The sequence below is a fragment of the Undibacterium sp. KW1 genome (assembly GCF_009937955.1).
In the GTDB taxonomy this organism is placed as follows: domain Bacteria; phylum Pseudomonadota; class Gammaproteobacteria; order Burkholderiales; family Burkholderiaceae_D; genus Undibacterium.
In genome coordinates this window covers 117,130-135,601 of sequence record NZ_AP018440.1, presented here as the reverse complement: position 1 = coordinate 135,601, position 18,472 = coordinate 117,130, and the positions used below count along the sequence as shown (strand labels likewise).

At 50.5% G+C, this 18,472-nt stretch carries 13 protein-coding genes; 6 read left to right on the top strand and 7 right to left on the bottom strand.

The window, feature by feature from the left end; genetic code table 11:
- Positions 1-86: 86 nt before the first annotated feature.
- Together UNDKW_RS29985 and UNDKW_RS29980 are read right to left on the bottom strand one after the other, a co-directional pair.
- Positions 87-383, bottom strand: coding sequence for a hypothetical protein (locus UNDKW_RS29985; RefSeq protein WP_162062223.1), 297 nt, complete (start codon positions 381-383; stop codon positions 87-89).
- Between the two features lie 30 nt (positions 384-413).
- A complete protein-coding gene (locus UNDKW_RS29980; protein ID WP_162062222.1) occupies positions 414-1,739 on the bottom strand; it encodes a Fic family protein in 1,326 nt (441 codons plus the stop codon).
- Between the two features lie 741 nt (positions 1,740-2,480).
- On the opposite strand from UNDKW_RS29980, the gene UNDKW_RS29975 reads away from it, so the two are divergent.
- The 4 genes from UNDKW_RS29975 to UNDKW_RS29960 all read left to right on the top strand — a co-directional run bounded on the left by UNDKW_RS29975 (position 2,481) and on the right by UNDKW_RS29960 (position 7,334).
- Positions 2,481-3,056 carry a hypothetical protein gene (locus UNDKW_RS29975; RefSeq protein ID WP_162062221.1) on the top strand — a complete coding sequence of 192 codons (576 nt, stop codon included), beginning with the start codon at positions 2,481-2,483 and terminating at the stop codon, positions 3,054-3,056.
- Positions 3,057-3,426: 370 nt separating this feature from the next.
- Complete coding sequence (locus UNDKW_RS29970) at positions 3,427-6,063, top strand: hypothetical protein (RefSeq protein WP_162062220.1); 2,637 nt, start codon at positions 3,427-3,429, stop codon at positions 6,061-6,063.
- 149 nt (positions 6,064-6,212) lie between these two features.
- Positions 6,213-6,671 (top strand): hypothetical protein, encoded by a 459-nt coding sequence (locus UNDKW_RS29965; RefSeq protein ID WP_162062219.1) that lies wholly within the window; start codon positions 6,213-6,215, stop codon positions 6,669-6,671.
- Between the two features lie 183 nt (positions 6,672-6,854).
- A complete protein-coding gene (locus tag UNDKW_RS29960) occupies positions 6,855-7,334 on the top strand; it encodes a hypothetical protein (protein WP_162062218.1) in 480 nt (159 codons plus the stop codon).
- A gap of 916 nt (positions 7,335-8,250) precedes the next feature.
- On the opposite strand, the gene UNDKW_RS29955 is transcribed toward UNDKW_RS29960, so the two are convergent.
- The 3 genes from UNDKW_RS29955 to UNDKW_RS29945 all read right to left on the bottom strand — a co-directional run bounded on the left by UNDKW_RS29955 (position 8,251) and on the right by UNDKW_RS29945 (position 12,381).
- A complete protein-coding gene (locus tag UNDKW_RS29955) occupies positions 8,251-8,826 on the bottom strand; it encodes a hypothetical protein (protein WP_162062217.1) in 576 nt (191 codons plus the stop codon).
- Positions 8,823-10,610, bottom strand: coding sequence for a S8 family peptidase (locus UNDKW_RS30795; protein ID WP_255431560.1), 1,788 nt, complete (start codon positions 10,608-10,610; stop codon positions 8,823-8,825). The genes UNDKW_RS29955 and UNDKW_RS30795 overlap by 4 nt, the downstream gene beginning before the upstream one ends.
- A 694-nt stretch (positions 10,611-11,304) precedes the next feature.
- Positions 11,305-12,381 (bottom strand): AAA family ATPase, encoded by a 1,077-nt coding sequence (locus UNDKW_RS29945; protein WP_232063482.1) that lies wholly within the window; start codon positions 12,379-12,381, stop codon positions 11,305-11,307.
- Between the two features lie 497 nt (positions 12,382-12,878).
- On the opposite strand from UNDKW_RS29945, the gene UNDKW_RS29940 reads away from it, so the two are divergent.
- Together UNDKW_RS29940 and UNDKW_RS29935 are read left to right on the top strand one after the other, a co-directional pair.
- Positions 12,879-13,671 (top strand): IS5 family transposase gene (locus UNDKW_RS29940; RefSeq protein ID WP_162062212.1). Its coding sequence is split into 2 segments (ribosomal slippage): positions 12,879-13,144 and positions 13,143-13,671, totalling 795 coding nucleotides; the frame shifts between segments, so codons are not numbered across the junction.
- A gap of 406 nt (positions 13,672-14,077) precedes the next feature.
- Positions 14,078-15,928, top strand: coding sequence for a carbohydrate-binding protein (locus UNDKW_RS29935; RefSeq protein ID WP_162062215.1), 1,851 nt, complete (start codon positions 14,078-14,080; stop codon positions 15,926-15,928).
- 144 nt (positions 15,929-16,072) lie between these two features.
- Here the strand turns inward: UNDKW_RS29935 and UNDKW_RS29930 are convergent, their stop codons facing one another.
- Positions 16,073-16,261: a hypothetical protein gene (locus tag UNDKW_RS29930; RefSeq protein WP_162060115.1), complete on the bottom strand. Its 189-nt coding sequence runs from the start codon at positions 16,259-16,261 to the stop codon at positions 16,073-16,075.
- Entirely contained in the window at positions 16,258-18,318 is a 2,061-nt protein-coding gene (locus tag UNDKW_RS29925; protein WP_162062214.1) for an ATP-binding protein, read from the bottom strand. The genes UNDKW_RS29930 and UNDKW_RS29925 overlap by 4 nt, the downstream gene beginning before the upstream one ends.
- Positions 18,319-18,472 lie beyond the last annotated feature (154 nt).

Below are 18,472 nucleotides of genomic sequence, written 5' to 3'. Positions count from 1 at the left end.
AGCCTGTAGTAGATATCGAGATACGGGGATGTCATGCAGGCAACAAGTTTATTCTAAATGAGAATCACTATCATTGCCAAGTGTTTTTATTGTCTTTTTGCGTATTCCGGGAGAACAGTCGCAAGTGTAATCAAGGTCATGAATAGATCTTCGTGAAGTTCAGCATACCCGGCGATGATAATGCGTATGCGGCATTTTCCCATGTGCAACCAGGCTTTGATGGCTTCTGAATCGTTACTTGCCGTAATCCATGGAGTCAACGTTGCACGGTTGATGCCTGATGTTCCGTCGAGACTGGACGCGGGGGCATTGTCCAGTTTGCTTAGGGCAAAGAAGGGTGCTGGTGCAGCTGTTTCGTCTATCTCTGGCATGGGTTCAGTCAATTCGTCTGCTCGTCGTAAAGTGGCTGTCAATCACGTCGCACCGCCATGTTTCTCCTGCCAGGCAGCAAACTCCAGAGGTCTGAGACCAAAACGAACAGCATTGCCGGCATGCAGGGTTTTGAATTCGGCCAATGCTAATTCGGTGAAATGATCCTTGTCCGCTTCGGCAACCTGAGCAGGTATTTTTGCACGTACGACGGTTTCTGTGGCAAATGCATCGCTGCGAACAATGGTCGCCACCAGCTCTGCCAACGCCTGGCGGTAGCGCAGACGAAAGATATCTGGTGGAATCAGGTTTTGTTTCACGGCGGCATATTGCTGACAAGAACGTTCATACGCCCACACAAAAACATCGAGCAAAAGGTCGACGCGATTTAGTTCATACACTCCAAGCATGGCATCGACATAGGCTTGCTGCGGCACATCGATAAAGGACAGGGGACACAGATTGTGGCGTATGAAAGGAATATTGGCTGCCAGCCTTGAGACTCGTTTATTGACGTCTTCAAAGGGCTGCAGATAGGGTAGGTGGACCATCAGGAAAAAAGCTTGCTCGAACGGATCCTGTATCTCTGCAGCCATCTTGATGACAATGCCAAATAGTTCTTCCAGGCGCTGGGGCAGGGCGACAGGCAAATACACGCTGCCGCCTATTTCCACGGCACGGCTACGGATACGGCCACAAGCCGAAGGATCGGCCATTAGTCCATCGGACAGGAAGGCATGCAAGGCAATAATCGTGTCCGTATTGAGTTGTGCATGCTCTGGATTGCACACCAGATATTCGATGGCCTCTTTGTGGTTCAGGATCATCTGCGTTTCGAATGCATTCTTACCTTCGGCGGCCTGGCCGAATTCGATCAGCCGCTCTGTATCGAGACGACTGTAGGTGTTCCCTTCAAGTTGTGAAGAGGCCCATGACAGATCGATTAGCAGGCGATTCAGCACGTCGCGGGCGAAAGTGCCAGCGGGGGCCTGGTCAGCTGGTGAGCGGCCCAGCTTGTGTAGTTGCTCGCGTAGGTCCAGTGGGACGTAAGCTGTTAGGTTGGGGTGGTACTGTTCAAGAAATTCAAGTTTGTAGCCAACCGGCGTACGTAACTGACGTGGCTGACGCACGTAGGCTTTAATTTTCTCGCTTTCCGGTGAAGTGGGTACATACATTTCGGAAGATAGGGTGCCTGCCGTCGTGAGCTGATCGTCATTTGATGCATCTGGACCTGTTTGGCGGCGCATATAGCGCAATGCACGGCTTCCACCGCTAGATTGGATGCGGCCTTGCTCGATGAGGAGGGCCAGTCGACGCTGTAAGGTGCGGCGTGGAATTTGATCACTGAGGGCTTGTAAGAGGGAGTCCATGCCAATACCGTTGTCGTGCAAGGAAATCAGCTCAACCAGGTGGTCTAGCTCTTGGGGAGGGTGGGTTTTGGCATGTTTTGGTCTGCATAGTGCTGTTCATGCCATTATCGCGCCAAATAAAGTGGCGCGTAAATGAATTCGTGCCATTTTATGTGCCAGATTGTTGGCGCGAAATGTCAAAGTAATATTTTGCTTAATTTGAAGCTGACTTAGGGTAGTTCACGCGCCTGCCTCAAAATGTCAGATTTTCAGAGGCGCGTGGGACTGCCATTCTATTTGGGACGGCTCGGATGTGGCGATCGATCCCCACCACCTGAAGCGTGCCTTGCGTGGCATCTCTAAGGGCAAATAGAATTGCCTGTTAGCAGGACTGAGCTGAATGCTAAGTCGTTCGCCGTCCAGCAGAACCACCTGCGAGCTGCGCAACTTAATTCGCTCGACTACTTTGATGATGTGTGGACACCTGACGGCACGCACTCGGCGAAGCTGCTGGGCAAGATCAAGCAGTGTATTTGAGAGTAGCTTTTCCCCGCCAAACGTGGCTGTTCGATTTATATGATCTTGCCTGGCGCCGTACAATCGCCGGCTGATGACTAGTAATCGTAAAAGCAAATTCCATTGTTTGTTGCGTACAACAACTTAGCAATTGAAAGGTTCAGAACCAACTATCGGTACCAATATAAATATACAAATAATAAATTTTGCTTAATAATTAGACATGATTATCGGCCGGAGACACTCATGCTACTTAAAGGTCTACACGCTACGTTCTTCTTCGTCCCAATTTTAGCCACCGCCGGCCCTCACAAGGAACTAGATTTACGGGAGCAAAGTGATGCTGATGGCGAATACACGGTATCTCCCTGCGCCCGCCCATCTCCTGGGGCTTCAAGCCTTCCCGGGCATGCCTTCGTCATGTATAGCTATCGATCGCTCGCAGGGGACAGGCGCATCCTCTCTTTAGGTTTCATGACGAACTCAGCGGTCAAGGGCGTATTGTCCTACATCGCACTCTTGGCGACACCCGTTGGGTACCCCGGCGAAGAGCACTACACGGCCGCAAAAGAAGAGTGTCTTGTGCTAATGGTGAACAAAGCAGACTTTATGACGGCAATGGCCATTGCGAAACCTTTTTACAATATTCCGACCCTAGAGAAACTCACTTACAGTGGTATCTATTCATTGACACAAAATGATTGCATCACATTTATGTTTAATGTTGCGAATCGGTTTGCAAGCCAGGGTGTTGTTATTCCCAAAAGGGACACAAGGGATTTGCCTTTGGTTTACCTTCGAAAATTGATCGACGCAAACTAAGATAAGAAACAATAACTAAATCCTGATTTAGCAATACAGCTGTCTGTCCGCCGCAATTAATTGGTTTTTTCAAATTCAATAGCACTTCAACCTCGATTTTGTTTTGAATAGAAATGGGAAACATCATGTTGATGCGAAATCGCCTTTTAGCCGTCACTTTTGCAACAATTTGCTTCCCACATCAATTTGTATCGGCCCAGACACTAACGGAGCTCGTTAAGTTGAGAGTGAACGGCATCGCCGATGCCTCCCCCAACTGAACTCTATTATTGGAAGTGAAATTGGAGGGCAAGACATCGCGGCCGAAGTAGCAGCAGCTCGGCTAAAATCGATGGAGTCTAAGCCGTTGGTAGCAACGGAAAAAGCGCTCATGAATAATGCCAACGCACTCCAGTCGGCAGTAAATTTGCGCTTACAATCCTATGTAGTCACGACGTTAGGCTCGATCACGAGGACATCTAACGCAGTTACTCAGACCAGTTCGCTAGCGCTCGAAACATTCCAAAGCGCACAACTTCAAGTCGAAGACAAGTTACGCGAGGCCGTGTTTCAACAAGCTACTCAACGAAATACGGAAACGCTAAAAGCGGTATTAACTTTAGAGCTGGCCAAAAATACCAAGACCACGCTTAAGGATTGGCAGAATCGATTAACCCAAGGAGATAAGACCCTTTGGGATGCTGTCCTTACATCTAGCCCGACCATTCTGAAAGCACAAGTCATCGATGCTGCTGGTGGCCAGGCAGCAGTCTTATTACGAGGGCAGTTGCAGAGTCAACTGGCAGACGCCCTTAGCCGTGCCCAGGCTATTAATTCAATGGAGAGTACCGAATTGCAAAACGCGATTGGCGATTTGCAAAAAGTAGTTCACGATGGCATGTCCATCGTGAGTCAAACAGCCCTCGTCGTCAACGCATTAGGAAATTCAAAACCCATACTTGCTCAAACCAAGGAATATCTCACATCATATAGAGCCGCCGCGGAAGGCCTGCAGACAGTGGGCGACCTTGTCGCCCGACGCGTATTAAATTCGTCTAACTTTAAACCTCTGGAGCAGGCTGCGTTGAAGTCGGCCATTCAAATCGGGCAGCAATTCTTGCAAGGTGAAGCAGTCTCAAGTAGTGATGTCATTTCCGCTCTGGACCGAGCCGGCATTCCTTTTCCTACGAAGGACGAGTTAAGAAATACGTTAGACCGTCTTTCCGACCTGAGAAAACCGGATGTATTGTCCAAGGGACTCAACGACGTGCAGGGCTATCTCGCGCTCGCGTCTTCGCTCGGCGTTAAGATTGATCCGAGCATAACTCAATCCATCGGTACTGCTCAAGCAGCAACAAACATCGCAGCAGCTTATTTCAGTGGAAACTTTTTAGGAGCCGCCTCAGGCGCAATGGGCTTGTTTGGTGGAGGTGGTGGAGGTGTACTAGGTGGCTTTGCTGGAGACCCGATGCTGGAAAAACGCTTCGAGGAAATCAAGGCAGCTCTTGGTGAAATCCAGCACCTTCAATTAAAGACTCTGGAAGCACTCGATAATCTCTCGAAGCAACTTGCGACTTCAACGGGAGCGATCATGACAAAACTCGACGGTATACAAGACTCAGTGGAGTTCCTAACGGCGATGGCTCAATTTTCCAACGTCAATCTCCCTTTGAGTAAATGCCACCGATTTGTGGAGTCGGCACAGCTGGCGGGAATGAAGAACGGCTATTTCGAATCGTACATAACGCGCAAGACGCATTTTGAAAACTACGCCCAGGATGTTAATCGTAGCTATCCCGAATGCCAAAAAATGCTCAATGATAATCTCTTCATCACCCGTAGCGGAAACACGATGGCCCCCATGTTACCTCCAACATTATGGGACGTAGCACAGGTGCGCTCTGCTCGAAAAACGCCGGATAATGCATCCGCGATGTGGCGTAATGATCGGGAAATGTACTTTCCCATGGTTGCTTATACAGTCAACGCGTTGCAGCTAGGAAAACCCAATAATCCCGAAAAGACTGAATTTACATTCAGGGAACCATGCTCTACGCGATTTATCGGCGCGCTGGCTACAGCACCACGATCTATTCATGATGTGCACTATGCGCGACTTACCTGTAAGACGGATGATAATTCTCCGGCAAATGAAGGATTACGCCTCAGCGACACAAATTTTTTGCCCGCTGGTCCTCTTTTGGAAATCCCAGTCAATGCCCCCCTCGTAGCAGAGCTTGCGCATTATTCAGTTTTGTTTCAAACATACAATGCTCTGATCGACGAGTCCGGTCCAGGCCTCAAACTGTGGGATGAAGCAACTTTAACTAAAGGTGGCAAGTTGAATGAGGTGAGAGAGCGTGGTGGGCGAGCAAATTTGTTGGCAGCGATCGATACGGTTAACGTAGCGATCTCGCAGCAAACTCTTATGTCTGGACTCTATATAATCGATTTCGCTGCTGATCAACTGCGCAATGGTAAATTTGGCGATGGTCAACCAAATGCTTCGAATGAACTAATTGCAGCAACATCGAAGGAAGGCTGCGCTCCCCATAAATACTTAGCAAGTGAGCCGTACCACGTAACAGCTTGCATGTTGCTTCGCCATCCGGAATTTGCTCGAAACGTCGCACTCCACCTCGTGTTGGCGGATACTGGTGCGGCGGCACTGAGCTTGCAAGAATACGCGAGTTTGTTTGATTCTGGAGAAGCGAGTGCCAGCGATGTCTTTTTCGCCTTTCCCACTTTAAGCCCATACATCGTCAAGCGTGGCCGATCTTGGTTCATAGAAATTAAGAGCCCGGTCATGTTTAACGAATCCCTACTACTCGCTCTGCCTTCGGCAGCAGTACTCAAAGATGGTACTGTAGCCTATCCCGAAATCATGCGATCGCTATTGGTGGCGAGGGGCGCCATCTTGCAGGAATTAGGAGATGAAATGCGCACAGCAAGCGATGCGAAATTATGGTCCAGAGCTATAGCGCCCAAGGCCGTTTTCTTGCCACCTGCCCCAGGACTTACTCATTAGGCCAATAGAGTTATCGCAGAGGACAGTTATCTTGCAGAAAGTGAGAGTTGTCGAAGTCGCGCATCTCAGCCCTTGCGCCATAGCTACCCCTCCGATTGACCAACCGCTAAACCAGATTTATCTATTCAATTCTTACTTAAGGAGGCCGTATGAATATGCAAAAAAAATGTATTTCTGCTACGGTAATTGGACTTTGTTTCTTAATGTGCATGGCTAGTCAAGCACAAACACCAACACGCAACGTTATTGATTTCCAATGCATTGTCCAGAAAGGAACACTACCGTGCGGATTTAAAATCCCAGTCCCCGACCCGTTTGGAAATGGCGGGGGCATACAAATCGAAGCTAGTCACGCCCTTGGTAGTAGCACTTCTGGAGGGACGCCAGACGTGGGTCTATGTTTGTCGAAACTCCTTGCTTCACCGCCATCTGATTGCGTGATTGCCGTTCGTGTTGCAAGTGATATCGATGCCCAATTGGCACGGCAGGAGGAATTTCTGAAAGGATATGCGATCGCAACGCGTAAGCGGGAAGTCGCAATGTGCCAAAAATTTGCCCCGAAACCATCAGAATGCGACGAAGGAGTTCCGCCTGTAGATACCAAATAAGCCCAGTGTACTGTCAATTATTACGAACGAAAATGTTGCTAGGCTGGTTTTATAGATGGTATTGGAGTGCTGCAACAGTCAACTGTAATTAATGTGATATGCCAGAAAATGAATGTGAGCTTCAGCTCCATGCAGTTAGGAGTTCACGAGTCCTGATTGAGAACCTTACTTGAGAGATTGAAAATGGAAGACCTATATGAGCGGTATTTGAACAGCACTTCGAAATTTCCCTTTGTGTCGTTTCAGGGCCGCAAGGCAGCAATTGACAGCGTAGGTCATGCTTTTGTGGGAGTTGGGGTCCAAATTGAAGAAGGATTACGCGTCTATTTGCACCTATTTGGACTTTACCCCGATGGAGGAACGTTAACGGCAGTTAAGAGTGTCTTCACGTCGGTCAGTGGTAAGCTAGATGAAAAATGGACAGACTTGGTTTGGGACACGGATCTCATCGTAACGGTTGACGAAGATCAATTTAAGCTCGTGCTAAAGGAGTTCGATATCTGGAGCGAGTCGGGCCCAGACTATTCTCTGCTAAACAATGATGGAATAAATTGCAGCGCGCTCGCAGCAGCAGTGGCCGGGAGTATCAATATGAAGGTGCCAGACGGTGCCGGATCCACAAGACCTTGGAAATTTATTGAAGCTTTAAAGGCGTTACAATAGTCTTTCTCTAAAAGGATGACTGTGCTGATGGGGTACTTATGGACAAGAGAGCAATTTGTATCCACCAGTTGGACTGGGTGAGGAAATGGTTTGTAGTGGTCAAGTATTTTCGGACACTGAGATAGGTTCTTTGTAGTCTGCAATGTCACGTAACATAACATGACCTCCTTCCTCCTCGATAAAGTTCCGATTCGTACCGTGACTTCATTCCTCGGCTAGGCCGAAGGGAGGACGGCTAGATGATTATCAAATTCCGTTGCAAATTCGTGCGGACGGTGGGTCAGTTTTCAGTGCAACTTAACGGCTTTGGCTCTAGCAGCACGCTTTTGCTAGAATTTGGTTTGCTTGGGAACCTTCATCAGAGTTCTGGTTTCTTCGATACGTACAGTGGTTGCATAATCGATTAGCGCTTCAAAACCGCATTATTCAGTATCTCGTACCATGCGCCTTTCTTGGCAATCGTGCCTTTCTCGATCAGTTTCTCAAACACAGGATAGTTCTGCACTTGCTTGATGACAAGGTCTCATAACTCAGTTGCCGATATTTGCATTTACCCAATCCTTCCATCTGTTGCTACACATGGGACATCGATATTAAGTCGATACCACATCGTCCTCATCGAACGGTACTACTCGGAAGACCATGTAATTGAATGGAAAGTCATCTGATTTATCCTTTATTTTTATGGTGTTCGTATCGCGGTTCCACTCGTAATTACTCCAGTCCCAACTGCCGGTGTCATCACACTGAACAACGACATAAGATCCATATTGCAACTTGGCGGATGTACCGCTCGCTTCGAAATCAAGCCCCAGAACAAAATTGTGAACCTGTGTGTTTCGATTTTTGCTTGCAATCGATTTGACTACTGCCGTTGCCAGGCTAGTGAACGGCTTAAGTGCGGGCTGAGCGGACACTAACAAACCAAGACCGTTTTGAAACGCGGATGCACCAAGCGTATCAAGGATAGTCTCATCGCCATTACTTTTGACGTTGATCGAGCGGCCCTCGAATGAGATGCCGTTATTGCCGACCGTAACCCCATGAAAATAGGAACTCCGCTCACACTTGCGCTGGTCTTATCGCCAGCTTTGAAACGCAGCGCAAAACGAAGCTCTTCAGTCTCATTCGACACCTGGTTCTTTCCGGTGAATTCGCACAGGATTTGATGTGTGCCTAAGCCGGGATACTCGGCGACGTAGAACTTATCGAGCGAGATTTTCACTCGCTTTCCTACAATTTTGACGTCGCCAGTAAGCTTGCTGATACCTTGGATGGGCATGTTAACCTCGCCCCTCTTAGGTACTGGCAAATACCCTAAAATCGCGCCGATATGTTTGTAGGCTTTCACTTGCCCCAACAGGCCTTGCCCCGAGACCTGCCCATTCTGGAATTCCACAGCAGCATCGGTATCACCGATCAAACTGAGATATTCTGCGATGTCACCTGGCGAACGTGCGCCGAGTGAGTCACCAATACTAAATTTACTCATGTCCTTGCTCCAACCCTAGTAGTAGCACGCGCTGCATTGCGCGCTCTAATTTCTTGTTGTACTTCGTTATAGATGCCCGTCTGAAGCGATTGCCCCATTTCCAGCGTGATGGCAAGCGCATACGGAATTGGCTGACCATGCTGCGACACATGCCGCGCCATCGCCTGGACACCGATGAAGATACCATCTGCCTGTGCGGTCTTAATGAGTTTTCCCCCTTCTAGCTTGATATGCAACAGAGTACCTCGTTCGCTCGTTGTATGCACTGGCTGAAGCTGCCTTGCAACGCCCTTCCAGAAACCGCTTTTTCCATCGGGATTTACCAGCTTCAATGCGACGCCGCGGTAGTCAACTGAATGCGTCACCACTGGTGTCGACCAGCTCAAAGTCAAAGTAATCGAACGGACATCCCGTGTATTGAGCATCGCGGTAGGAAGCGGTACGCGATACTCATGCAGTTGGTCATGTTGAATCTCATCATCTGCTAACAATGTAATCCGATTGTCGGTGCCGCTGATGATACGCTCCAGGTTAGGGCGGCCATACCCGATAAATTTGGCAATGCTGTCTTTACGCTTTGCATGCTTGGTAGATTCGTGAGGCGGATATGCATCGTAGAGAATATCCCCGATATCTCCCCACGACGTACCATGAGCGAGCAGCGCTTTCAGTATTACCGCCCGTGTTGGCAAATCTATCCAGTTGGTACCATCTGTGTTGAAAGCGTCTTCCACCGCATCAGCGATTTGATTGCAGGCGCGTGAAACGAGCGCTGCGGCATTGCTGGTCCCGGCAGTACGCGTCACGTGGGTCAGATCACCGCTCACCGACGGGCTCGCTACTTGATGCCCCATCCCGGCGGCAGTCTGGGCATGAACTTTGACGCCACCGCCGCCCTGGATGTTAGAGCAGCCTGCGGCAAATCGCCCGCCTTGCTCTACTAGATCCGGCTTCAAGCTGCGATTGACACCAAATCCGGTCGCAGATGCCAGGTTGGTCATCCTTACACTCGGATACGGATCGATCCCCGAGGCCTGCGGGCCCGCGCCATCAATATGTAGTGCCCCCACTGTCACGCCATTTATCGCCTCGGCCGGACTCAAAATCCCGCGCGTAGCCTTCGCTTCATTAATTGCAAGCAGCAGTGCAGCTTCCCGTTCTTCGGGCAGTGCGATGTTGAATTCGTTCAGATCCGCGTACACATCGCCCAACGGGAACGATTCCGCAATATTGCCGGCACTGACAATAAAGAGCAGGCGGTGTTTGTGGCTGAAATAGTCGAGTAATGTCGCCCACGGCGATGGTCGCCGCACAAACGGTGCATAAGTGTCGCAAATGGAATGATTGACGACCGTGACCCCAGCTAACTCCGGATTGCCGCGGCTGGCAACCAATGCTTGCAGCGCACGGTAAATTACCCCGATCGGCAACTTTCCTTTCGGCGTTGTCTCTCGGCTGCCGGCCTTGCCCGAATCGGTCAAAACGGGAATGATCGCGACTGGACGGCTGATGGCGCCCGTTGATGCTTGAAGATCTCCGTGGACAATGAGCGATGCCATGGCGGTCCCGTGGTTACGGGATAAAGCCGGAACATTCCCTCCACGCACGTCCACTTCGTGAACGGTGACCCGGTTGACGAGCGCAGCATGTCCACTCACCGGGTAGCCGTCAAGCAGCGCCGTAATGCACTGGCGAGTTGGTTCTTGGGTTGGGAAAGCAGGGCCAGTAGCTGGCTCTTCTGAGGGTATCTCTGCAGAATAAAGAGATTGTGGGCGGATCGTCATGATGTCGTCGAACCGCGCCAGTTTGTTGCCTTTGGAAAGCTCTTGAGCCACCGCAACAGGTAAGCTTACCAAGGCGCCCTGGTATTTAATCTCGCTAATGTCGACCTGGTCGAGCATTTCTCCACCTGCCTCATCAAGAAGGCGATGAAGCGTTTCGATTGAGTTATCTCGGCGTTCTTTCTCGCTTCGGTACCAGAAATCGAGCTCCACGAGCACCTGGCGATCCGGGTGAGCTGCGACTAATGCGCCGATATGGCGTGCAAGGGCAGGGTCGATTCGGTCTTTTTCAGACCAGACACGCAGATCTGCAAGGTAGCTGAACATCGCCCACAGTGCCCGCTTGTCATAAGCCGGGGGCTCATCGCGTTTATAACGATTCCATTGAGCCAGTAGACCTTTGAGCCCGTTTAAGCTCGGCATCGTCAGATAAAGAACTCCACCGTCTCCCCCGGCTTCAGCCTCGGCGTCGTCCTCTTCCTCTTCGACATCGTCATCCTGGGAGATCCGTTCGTATTTCCCAGGATCTTGGCTGCCGAGCCACTCCAGGCCAAGAGCCTGTGCGGCGACTTCGAAATCAGCTACTTTCCCGATAAGCTCAAACACCAAAGCACGTTCAGGGACGACATTTCGGGGATCAATGGAGACGTCTACGCCTTGTTCATACTGCTCGATGTTGCGAAAAGCAGAGTCGAATTTATTTCCCAGGCGTTCTATCTGCTTTTGATACGGGAATTTTCTTGGGAGGTGCGCCTTTCGTCCCTTTATTCGAGGCGCGTCTTTTTGGACGCGCTTCAGCCTGGTTATCGGATATTCGTTCGCCATGATCCCCTGGGAGAGTAATATTGTTTGTCGGGCGCTTCTTCAGGCGAGTTAATACATGCTGCATAGCATCTGCAGGGGTTACACTGCCCTTCGACAATATTATCTTCCTTCTAACGTCCAAGGTAAAGGCCTCAACCTCGGACATATTTTCACCGGCCATATACTCCGCGAATTCATCAGGTGTTAAACCCAAGTCTACGCTATTTAACGATTGGCTAAATCGGGTAAACCATCTTTTTAATTGAGAGCTATCAGGGCGTTCAATATCGAGTTTTAATTCAAACCGACGCCATACTGCGCGATCCAATAACTCCGGATGATTGGTCGCGCATACGACCAATGTGTGGCTCGGCAAATGGTCCATCTGAACTAGCAAGGAGCTCACCACACGCTTGATTTCGCCGGTTTCCTGCGGATCGTTGCGCTCTTTCCCGACAGCATCAAATTCGTCGAAGAATAAAACACATGGATTGAGTGTTGCATAGTCAATGAGCTTGCGCAGGCGATTCGAAGTCTCCCCCAAAAAGCTATCTACAATAGCGTCGTAGCGAATCGAGAGCAGAGGAAGGGACAATTCTGTAGCAAGTGCCTCTGCCAAACTGGTTTTCCCATTGCCTGGAGGACCTACCAGCAATACTGTATGCCGCGGCTCCAGCGAGTTGGCACGCAGCAGTGCTGAGTGCGAATACTCGTAGATAAATTCCGTGACTTCTTCGACTACCTCCGGCTGGAGGAATAAATCATCGAATCGACGTTTGGCAGGAATGTTGTAGACAAGCTCGGCGATACGCTCGGGCAGCACTTTTGTTAAATTTTCGCCACCGCTTTGTGTTTGCCCATTCAGCCCTGGCAGTTCAGGTTGTCTTGTCGCATTTCGCTGCGACTTGGCAATGATGGCCTCCATTGTCCGCTGTAGAGCTTGGCGATCACCTTTTAAACTTGCCGACATTTAATTACCTCTTTCTGGAATGATGGTGTCAGAGACTGCAGACAACCCCTGGGCGACGCACTGATCAGCTCCGCTCCGTCATTCGAACTTCCCCAACAAAAGCTGCATCAAACAGCTCGGGCATTACACTTCCCGTATCAGATTGGGCATTGCCTGCAGCGCTTGGCGACCAATGCCGCTTAACACCTAGCCTTCTAGTGTACCAGTTCTAACTCAATTTAGCTCACTACTTCTAGCGGTAAAATACACTGGAGGGCTTACTCCATGGGTGTACTAACCGATACCGGCTATCTGACGAGCCGAGGCAACACTAGTGTTGTAATACAGTAACTTAATGTGAGGCAAGAGCGACCAAAATCGATACTAAGTTAATTGTATGGTAATACTACAATGTTATTAAGTCATTATTTATTATTGATCAGGTGCCAGATCGAGACCGCTAAGAGGCTGTTCGAGATCTTATTGTAAACAAAAGGAATATTGCGTAAACTTAGGTGATGAGAAAAGCCTACCCAAGCGACATCAGTAGAGAACAGTTTGCGAAGATAGAAGATATTCTGCTGAGCGCACGCAAGAAAACCAAGCCGCGCCAAGTGGATTTATATGATGTTTTTTGCGCGGTATTGTACGTGTTAAAAAGCGGCTGCCAGTGGGACATGATACCGAGCGACTTTCCTCCTAAAAGTACGGTGTACACGTACTTTAAGCAATGGAAAGAGAAGCCGTTGGGAAGTGAGTTAAGCCTGCTGGAGCAGGCTTTAAAAAAATCAGGTTGGCGCGGCCCGTACCAAACATGGTCGGAACGTACACAGCACCTTTTTGATCGTTGACGCCCAGAGTGTCAAAAACACGGATACGGCAAAACACAAAGGCTACGATGCAGGGAAGAAAATATCAGGAATCAAGCGCCATATTGCCGTTGACACAGAGGGGCTACCTCATGCCATTGCCGTGACAACAGCCGACATCACGGATAGAAAGGGAGCACTGGAAGCGTTTGAGCGGCACAAGCATTCCTTGGGCAAGGTTGCCAGCGTGCTTGTCGATGGTGGTTATACGGGGCGCCCTTTTGCTGAGGGTGTCCATCAAATTCTGGGGGCGTCCGTACAAGTTGCCAAGCGCAATGAACTCCACACCTTTAGTGTCATGCCTCAGCGGTGGGTGGTGGAACGCTCTTTTGCCTGGCTTGAGAAATGCCATCGCCTTTGGAAAAACTGTGAGCGACAATTGAATACCAGCTTGCAATTCGTTAATTTGGCATTCCTCACTTTGCTCTTGCGGCGCGGGTGATCAAAAAAGATCTCGAACAGGTTCTTAGGAGCGAAGCGACGCAACAAACGCTTCACTCACGCCAGCACCTGTTAGTCACCACGGTCACCTTGTTCGCCTTACGCCTTGCTTCAAGTCCACCATAAAAAAATGCTTAAATACCACCAAACAGTGAATTGCCGATGCTTTCTATGCATTACTGCCCCATTTTTCTTTAAATCTAGCGCCGAATGATATTCTTAGATTTTGATGTTATTAATTAACGAATGGAATGTGTTTAGCTGATTTTAAGAATTAAAAACGGAAGTTAAAATTATTTCCGATTTCACCTAAACAAATTCTGGAATGTTCGGACTATTCCCCAAGAAGTGATGCGTGTGGCAGAGGAGCTGCCCCGTTTCAAATTAACCATTGGTCATAGTCAGAATTGAGCGCCAGCCAAAGCCTGAGCCAGGCCCAACTGGAAACCTGGGCCGCTGCCCAGAACCCGGCCCAGACCAGCCGTACTGACTACCAGTACAATAGCCGCGGCCAGCTCACCAGCATGACAAGCTATAACGCCGTTGACGCCAACGGCAATGGTATTGTCGATGGCAAAGAGTCCGTCAGCAGCTATAGTTATGATGCCGCAGGCAATCTGCTGCTCAAGGTCGATGCCGACCATAACCAGACCAGCTATGTCTATGATGGCCTGGGCCGCGTGCTCTCGACCACTGACGCCCTCGGCCACAACACTGTCAATCACTATGATGACGCCGGCCACACCATCACCCAGACCCAGGCCAATGGCCGCATTGATACCGCCGTGTATGATGTGGCTGGTCAACTGATTTCCACCATCGCTGGTGGCCAGGCGCAAAGCAGCTACCGCTATGATGCCCTGGGCCGTCTCAGCGTCAGTACCGACGCGACCGGCGTCAAACAACTGTACATCTACGACGCCGCAGGCAACCTGCAAGGCATGGTCGATGGAGATGGCAAGGTCACCCAGTATGTCTACAATGCCCTGGGCCAGCGCATCCAGACCATACAGCACAGTGTGCCTTTGACTGCCACACAGATCGCGCAACTGATCAGCAATACCGATACCGTCGCTGTGCCTGCGACAACAACCCCGTCAACCACTCCGGTTACGCCGCCGGTATCGTCAGCACCTCCGACAAATTCTGGAGGAACGACATCGTCTGCTCCAGGCCCGATAACGGTCAGCACGCCTGAATGGAATACGGATACAGCCTACTTGATGGGTGAGCAGGTGACCCACAATGGCAAGGTGTACCAGGCACGGGTTGATACCCAGGGCAGTGAGCCGAACGCCACTTCCGTCAAATGGCTGGAAGTCGTCTCCCCCGACAGCGTCGCTGCCTGGTCCGCCAGCCAGTATTACATGGAAGGCCAGACTGTCAGCTTCAACGGCCAAGTCTATATGGCCCGCTGGGATACCGGCCTGGGTGATGAACCCGGTGTCAATAAGGTATGGACGCAAGTACCGGCACCAGGCACGATACGTCCGTGGATGGCAGGTGTTGAATATGTCGTCAACCAGATAGTGACTCACGACGGCCAGATATGGAAAGCCAACTGGACAACCACGCCTGGCTTTGCCCCTGGTGTCGAACATGTCTGGAGTCAGGTGGTTCCTGCAGGTACCAATCCTCCCTGGTCCGCTGGCCCTGAATATGTCGAGGGTCAGATCGTCATTCATGATGGGCAGCGCTGGACACCGCGCTGGCCAACACACGGTGATGTACCCGGTGAAACCCAGGTCTGGGCCCAGGCTCCCGAAGCAGGCACCTATGCCCCATGGGGTGCTGGTGTTACCTATATCGGCGGCGAAGTCATCAAATACAACGGCCACCTGTGGCTGGCCCAATGGTTCAACAAAGGCGAAACTCCAGGTGCAGAAGGCACCTCCGTCTGGGCAGAACAGGGCGTCGCCCCTGCTGAGACACCCGTTACTCCACCAGCCCGCGTCTTCTACGACCTGCTGCCCATGTTGACCAGCTCAGCGAACGACCTGATCAGCCGCAGCTTCTATGATGCAGCAGGCCACCTGAGTAAAACCGTCAGCGCTGCCGGTGCTGTCACCGAATACCAGTACGACGGTGCGGGCAACCTGCTCGCCACAGTCCAAAGGGCCACGCTCATCAACACTGCAGCACTGACAGTTAACACCCGTGCACAGGATGTTGTGGTAGCAGCGCATGCTGACTGTTGCGCACGCCGCTTCCATCGTACTTCCTCCCAAATTGTCATCGCACGATTTTGGCAAGATTGAGCCGGGATTACCCCATTCCGGTCATACGATTTTGCATGTCCAGCTTCACTTAAATCATAACGACAACCAAATTGCCGTCATATCGAATGTCGTGTAAAAGGGGGCATGTCGCCCCCCGAAAGATATGATGATATCGGCTACCCGCTAAAACGACTCATCATCATCCGACTCCCTCTGTATTGGATTGTGCTGTGACGCTTCTTGCAGCATGATTTTTATATCATCGCCGTAAGCCTGCATCAACATGTCACGCACCTGATCAAGAAACTCAACGATGGTGTACGCGTCCTCTGGCCGAAGGTAAGTGTTGAGCTTGTGGATACGCATGCTCATGATGGCACCCGCTGCGGTTTGACCTGTTGCTTAAGCAAAGCATCGTGTGAACGCCAGTGCGGCTGCAGAAGCGCGGCATTGACATGCGACACCGTGCAAATGCGTTGATGATCGAGGCAAGCAGCAATCAGACTAGCGTAACAAAGGTTACGACATAGCCGCAAATTACCCTGCACCGCCCGCAATACGACCTGCAAGGCTGCCTCATCGAAAGTGTTGGCACCCAAACCAACAGCAGCCAGCTCGGTGACGACAAATTTGGTCAAGTCATCGTCATGCAACGGCAACACCTGCCTGGAATAACTGATCCGGCTCTTGATGTCTTCATTACACGTCATTGACAAACGAAACATCAACTCAGGATGCCCCAGCAACACCAGATTGTGCTTTTTAGGGAAACGCTCAAACAACAAGCGCAATTTACGTAAAATGCCCACATCCAGCAAGTGCGCCTCATCGATCACGATATACAGCGTTTTTTGCGATTGTACATGACGGTAAGCCGCTTGTATCAGCTCTTTTTCAATGTCTTTCATTGGCGCATTCACCTGCAACGACTCCGCCAATTGCTTCAAGATAGGCTGATAAGTATGCATCGTCTGGCTAAAAGACACCACCACCGTATCGCGCTCCTTACCCAAGTGTTCCAGATGTTCGCGAATGACAGATTTGCCGACGCCAGGATGACCCACAATCACCGAGAAGCCCCCGTGCTGCGCATGAACCCTGATCATCTCCACGGCTTCGGCCTGCTGCGGCAACAACGCCACCTCACTGCGGTAAAACGGCTCTTTAGTTAAACCGAAGGTGGCCTTAATCATCATGCCCCCAACCGTTGCCGGCAGACGCAAGCGCGCATTGGCGTATAAATCCAGCACCGTTGCTTCCCCCATGCGGTGGCCGTTGAAATACACCACAAAACGGTCACGGCGCATGCGGTCATAGCGCACCTGAATGGATTTGTCGCGTAAATCGACCGGGCATTCATAGCGCTGCGAATGGATCGAGAATACGTTGGTCTTACTCACCTTACGCGTCTCCTCCATAAAAAACACTTCTGCAGAAAACGCATCGTCAGTCAAAAACTTCACCCGGTTACGGTCCAGATTGAAACGATCAACCGGCGTCATCCCTATGGCACTATGAGACTTCGAATTGTATTCCCCCTCCACCCATTCATGCGTCAGGCGATTCAATTCTTCCAGAGACGTGAAGCTGGGATGCAAGGTCAGAAAGCGATCCCGGAACCCCCTGAAGAAACGCTCGATCTTGCCCTTGGCCGCACCGTCACGAATCGGCGCATGAGAGAGATGAATATCCAGCCGCACACAAGCCTGCAGAATTTCCTTGGCGGAATAATTCGCGCCATTGTCGAAATAGAGCCGCTCCGGCTTACCGCGCTTGTATAAAGCCGATCGGAAGGCCAACACCATGTTCTCGGTATTGTCGCGGTAGAAAAACTCGGCATGTGTCACCACCCTGGACGCATCATCGATGAAGGCGATCAGGAAAGTCTTTCTCCAATGACCATCCGCCTGTTTGATGGTCGGGCCATACAAGGTGTCAGCTTGCCACAATTGATTGGCGAACTGCATGGCAAACGACAAGCGTTGCTTTTGCACAGCCTTGTCATCCAGTAACTGGTGGGTGCGTATCATCCTATAAAACGTGGTCGGTGCTAATTGCGAGCGGGTGAACAAACCGCGCTGCAAAAGTACCCGGTATAGAACGCTTTTGGGGATCACGCCGACCTTATTGTGTGTCAGCGTCGGCAGCACTTCATGGATTGCCTCGGCCAACTGATTCACCTGCACCTTGCGATAAGCATCTTTATCGGAACGGGTCTTGTTTTGCAGGGTGGTCATGCCATGGCTTTTATGACGATACAGCCATGTACTGATGGTGCGCCAGGTGAACTGGTGCAGGTGACCTGACAAGCCATCGATAAAGGTTTTATCGGCGACGAACTTGATGCGCTCGCGCATGCTATTGCCGGGGGCATCATGCACGGCATTCAACACCCGTAGTCGTAATTCAAATGAAGGTTTAGCAGCCATGCGTTCTCCTGTTGAGTCAAAAAAGAAGGCAAAGCCTATCTGCGTCATCCAAAATGATCGAGAGTCAAAACCTGTTGCACGGGCAAGGAAAGAGAAATCAATGGAGCTGAATCTACAGAAACGATGGGAATGTGGAAAAAAGTCTGACGACCGG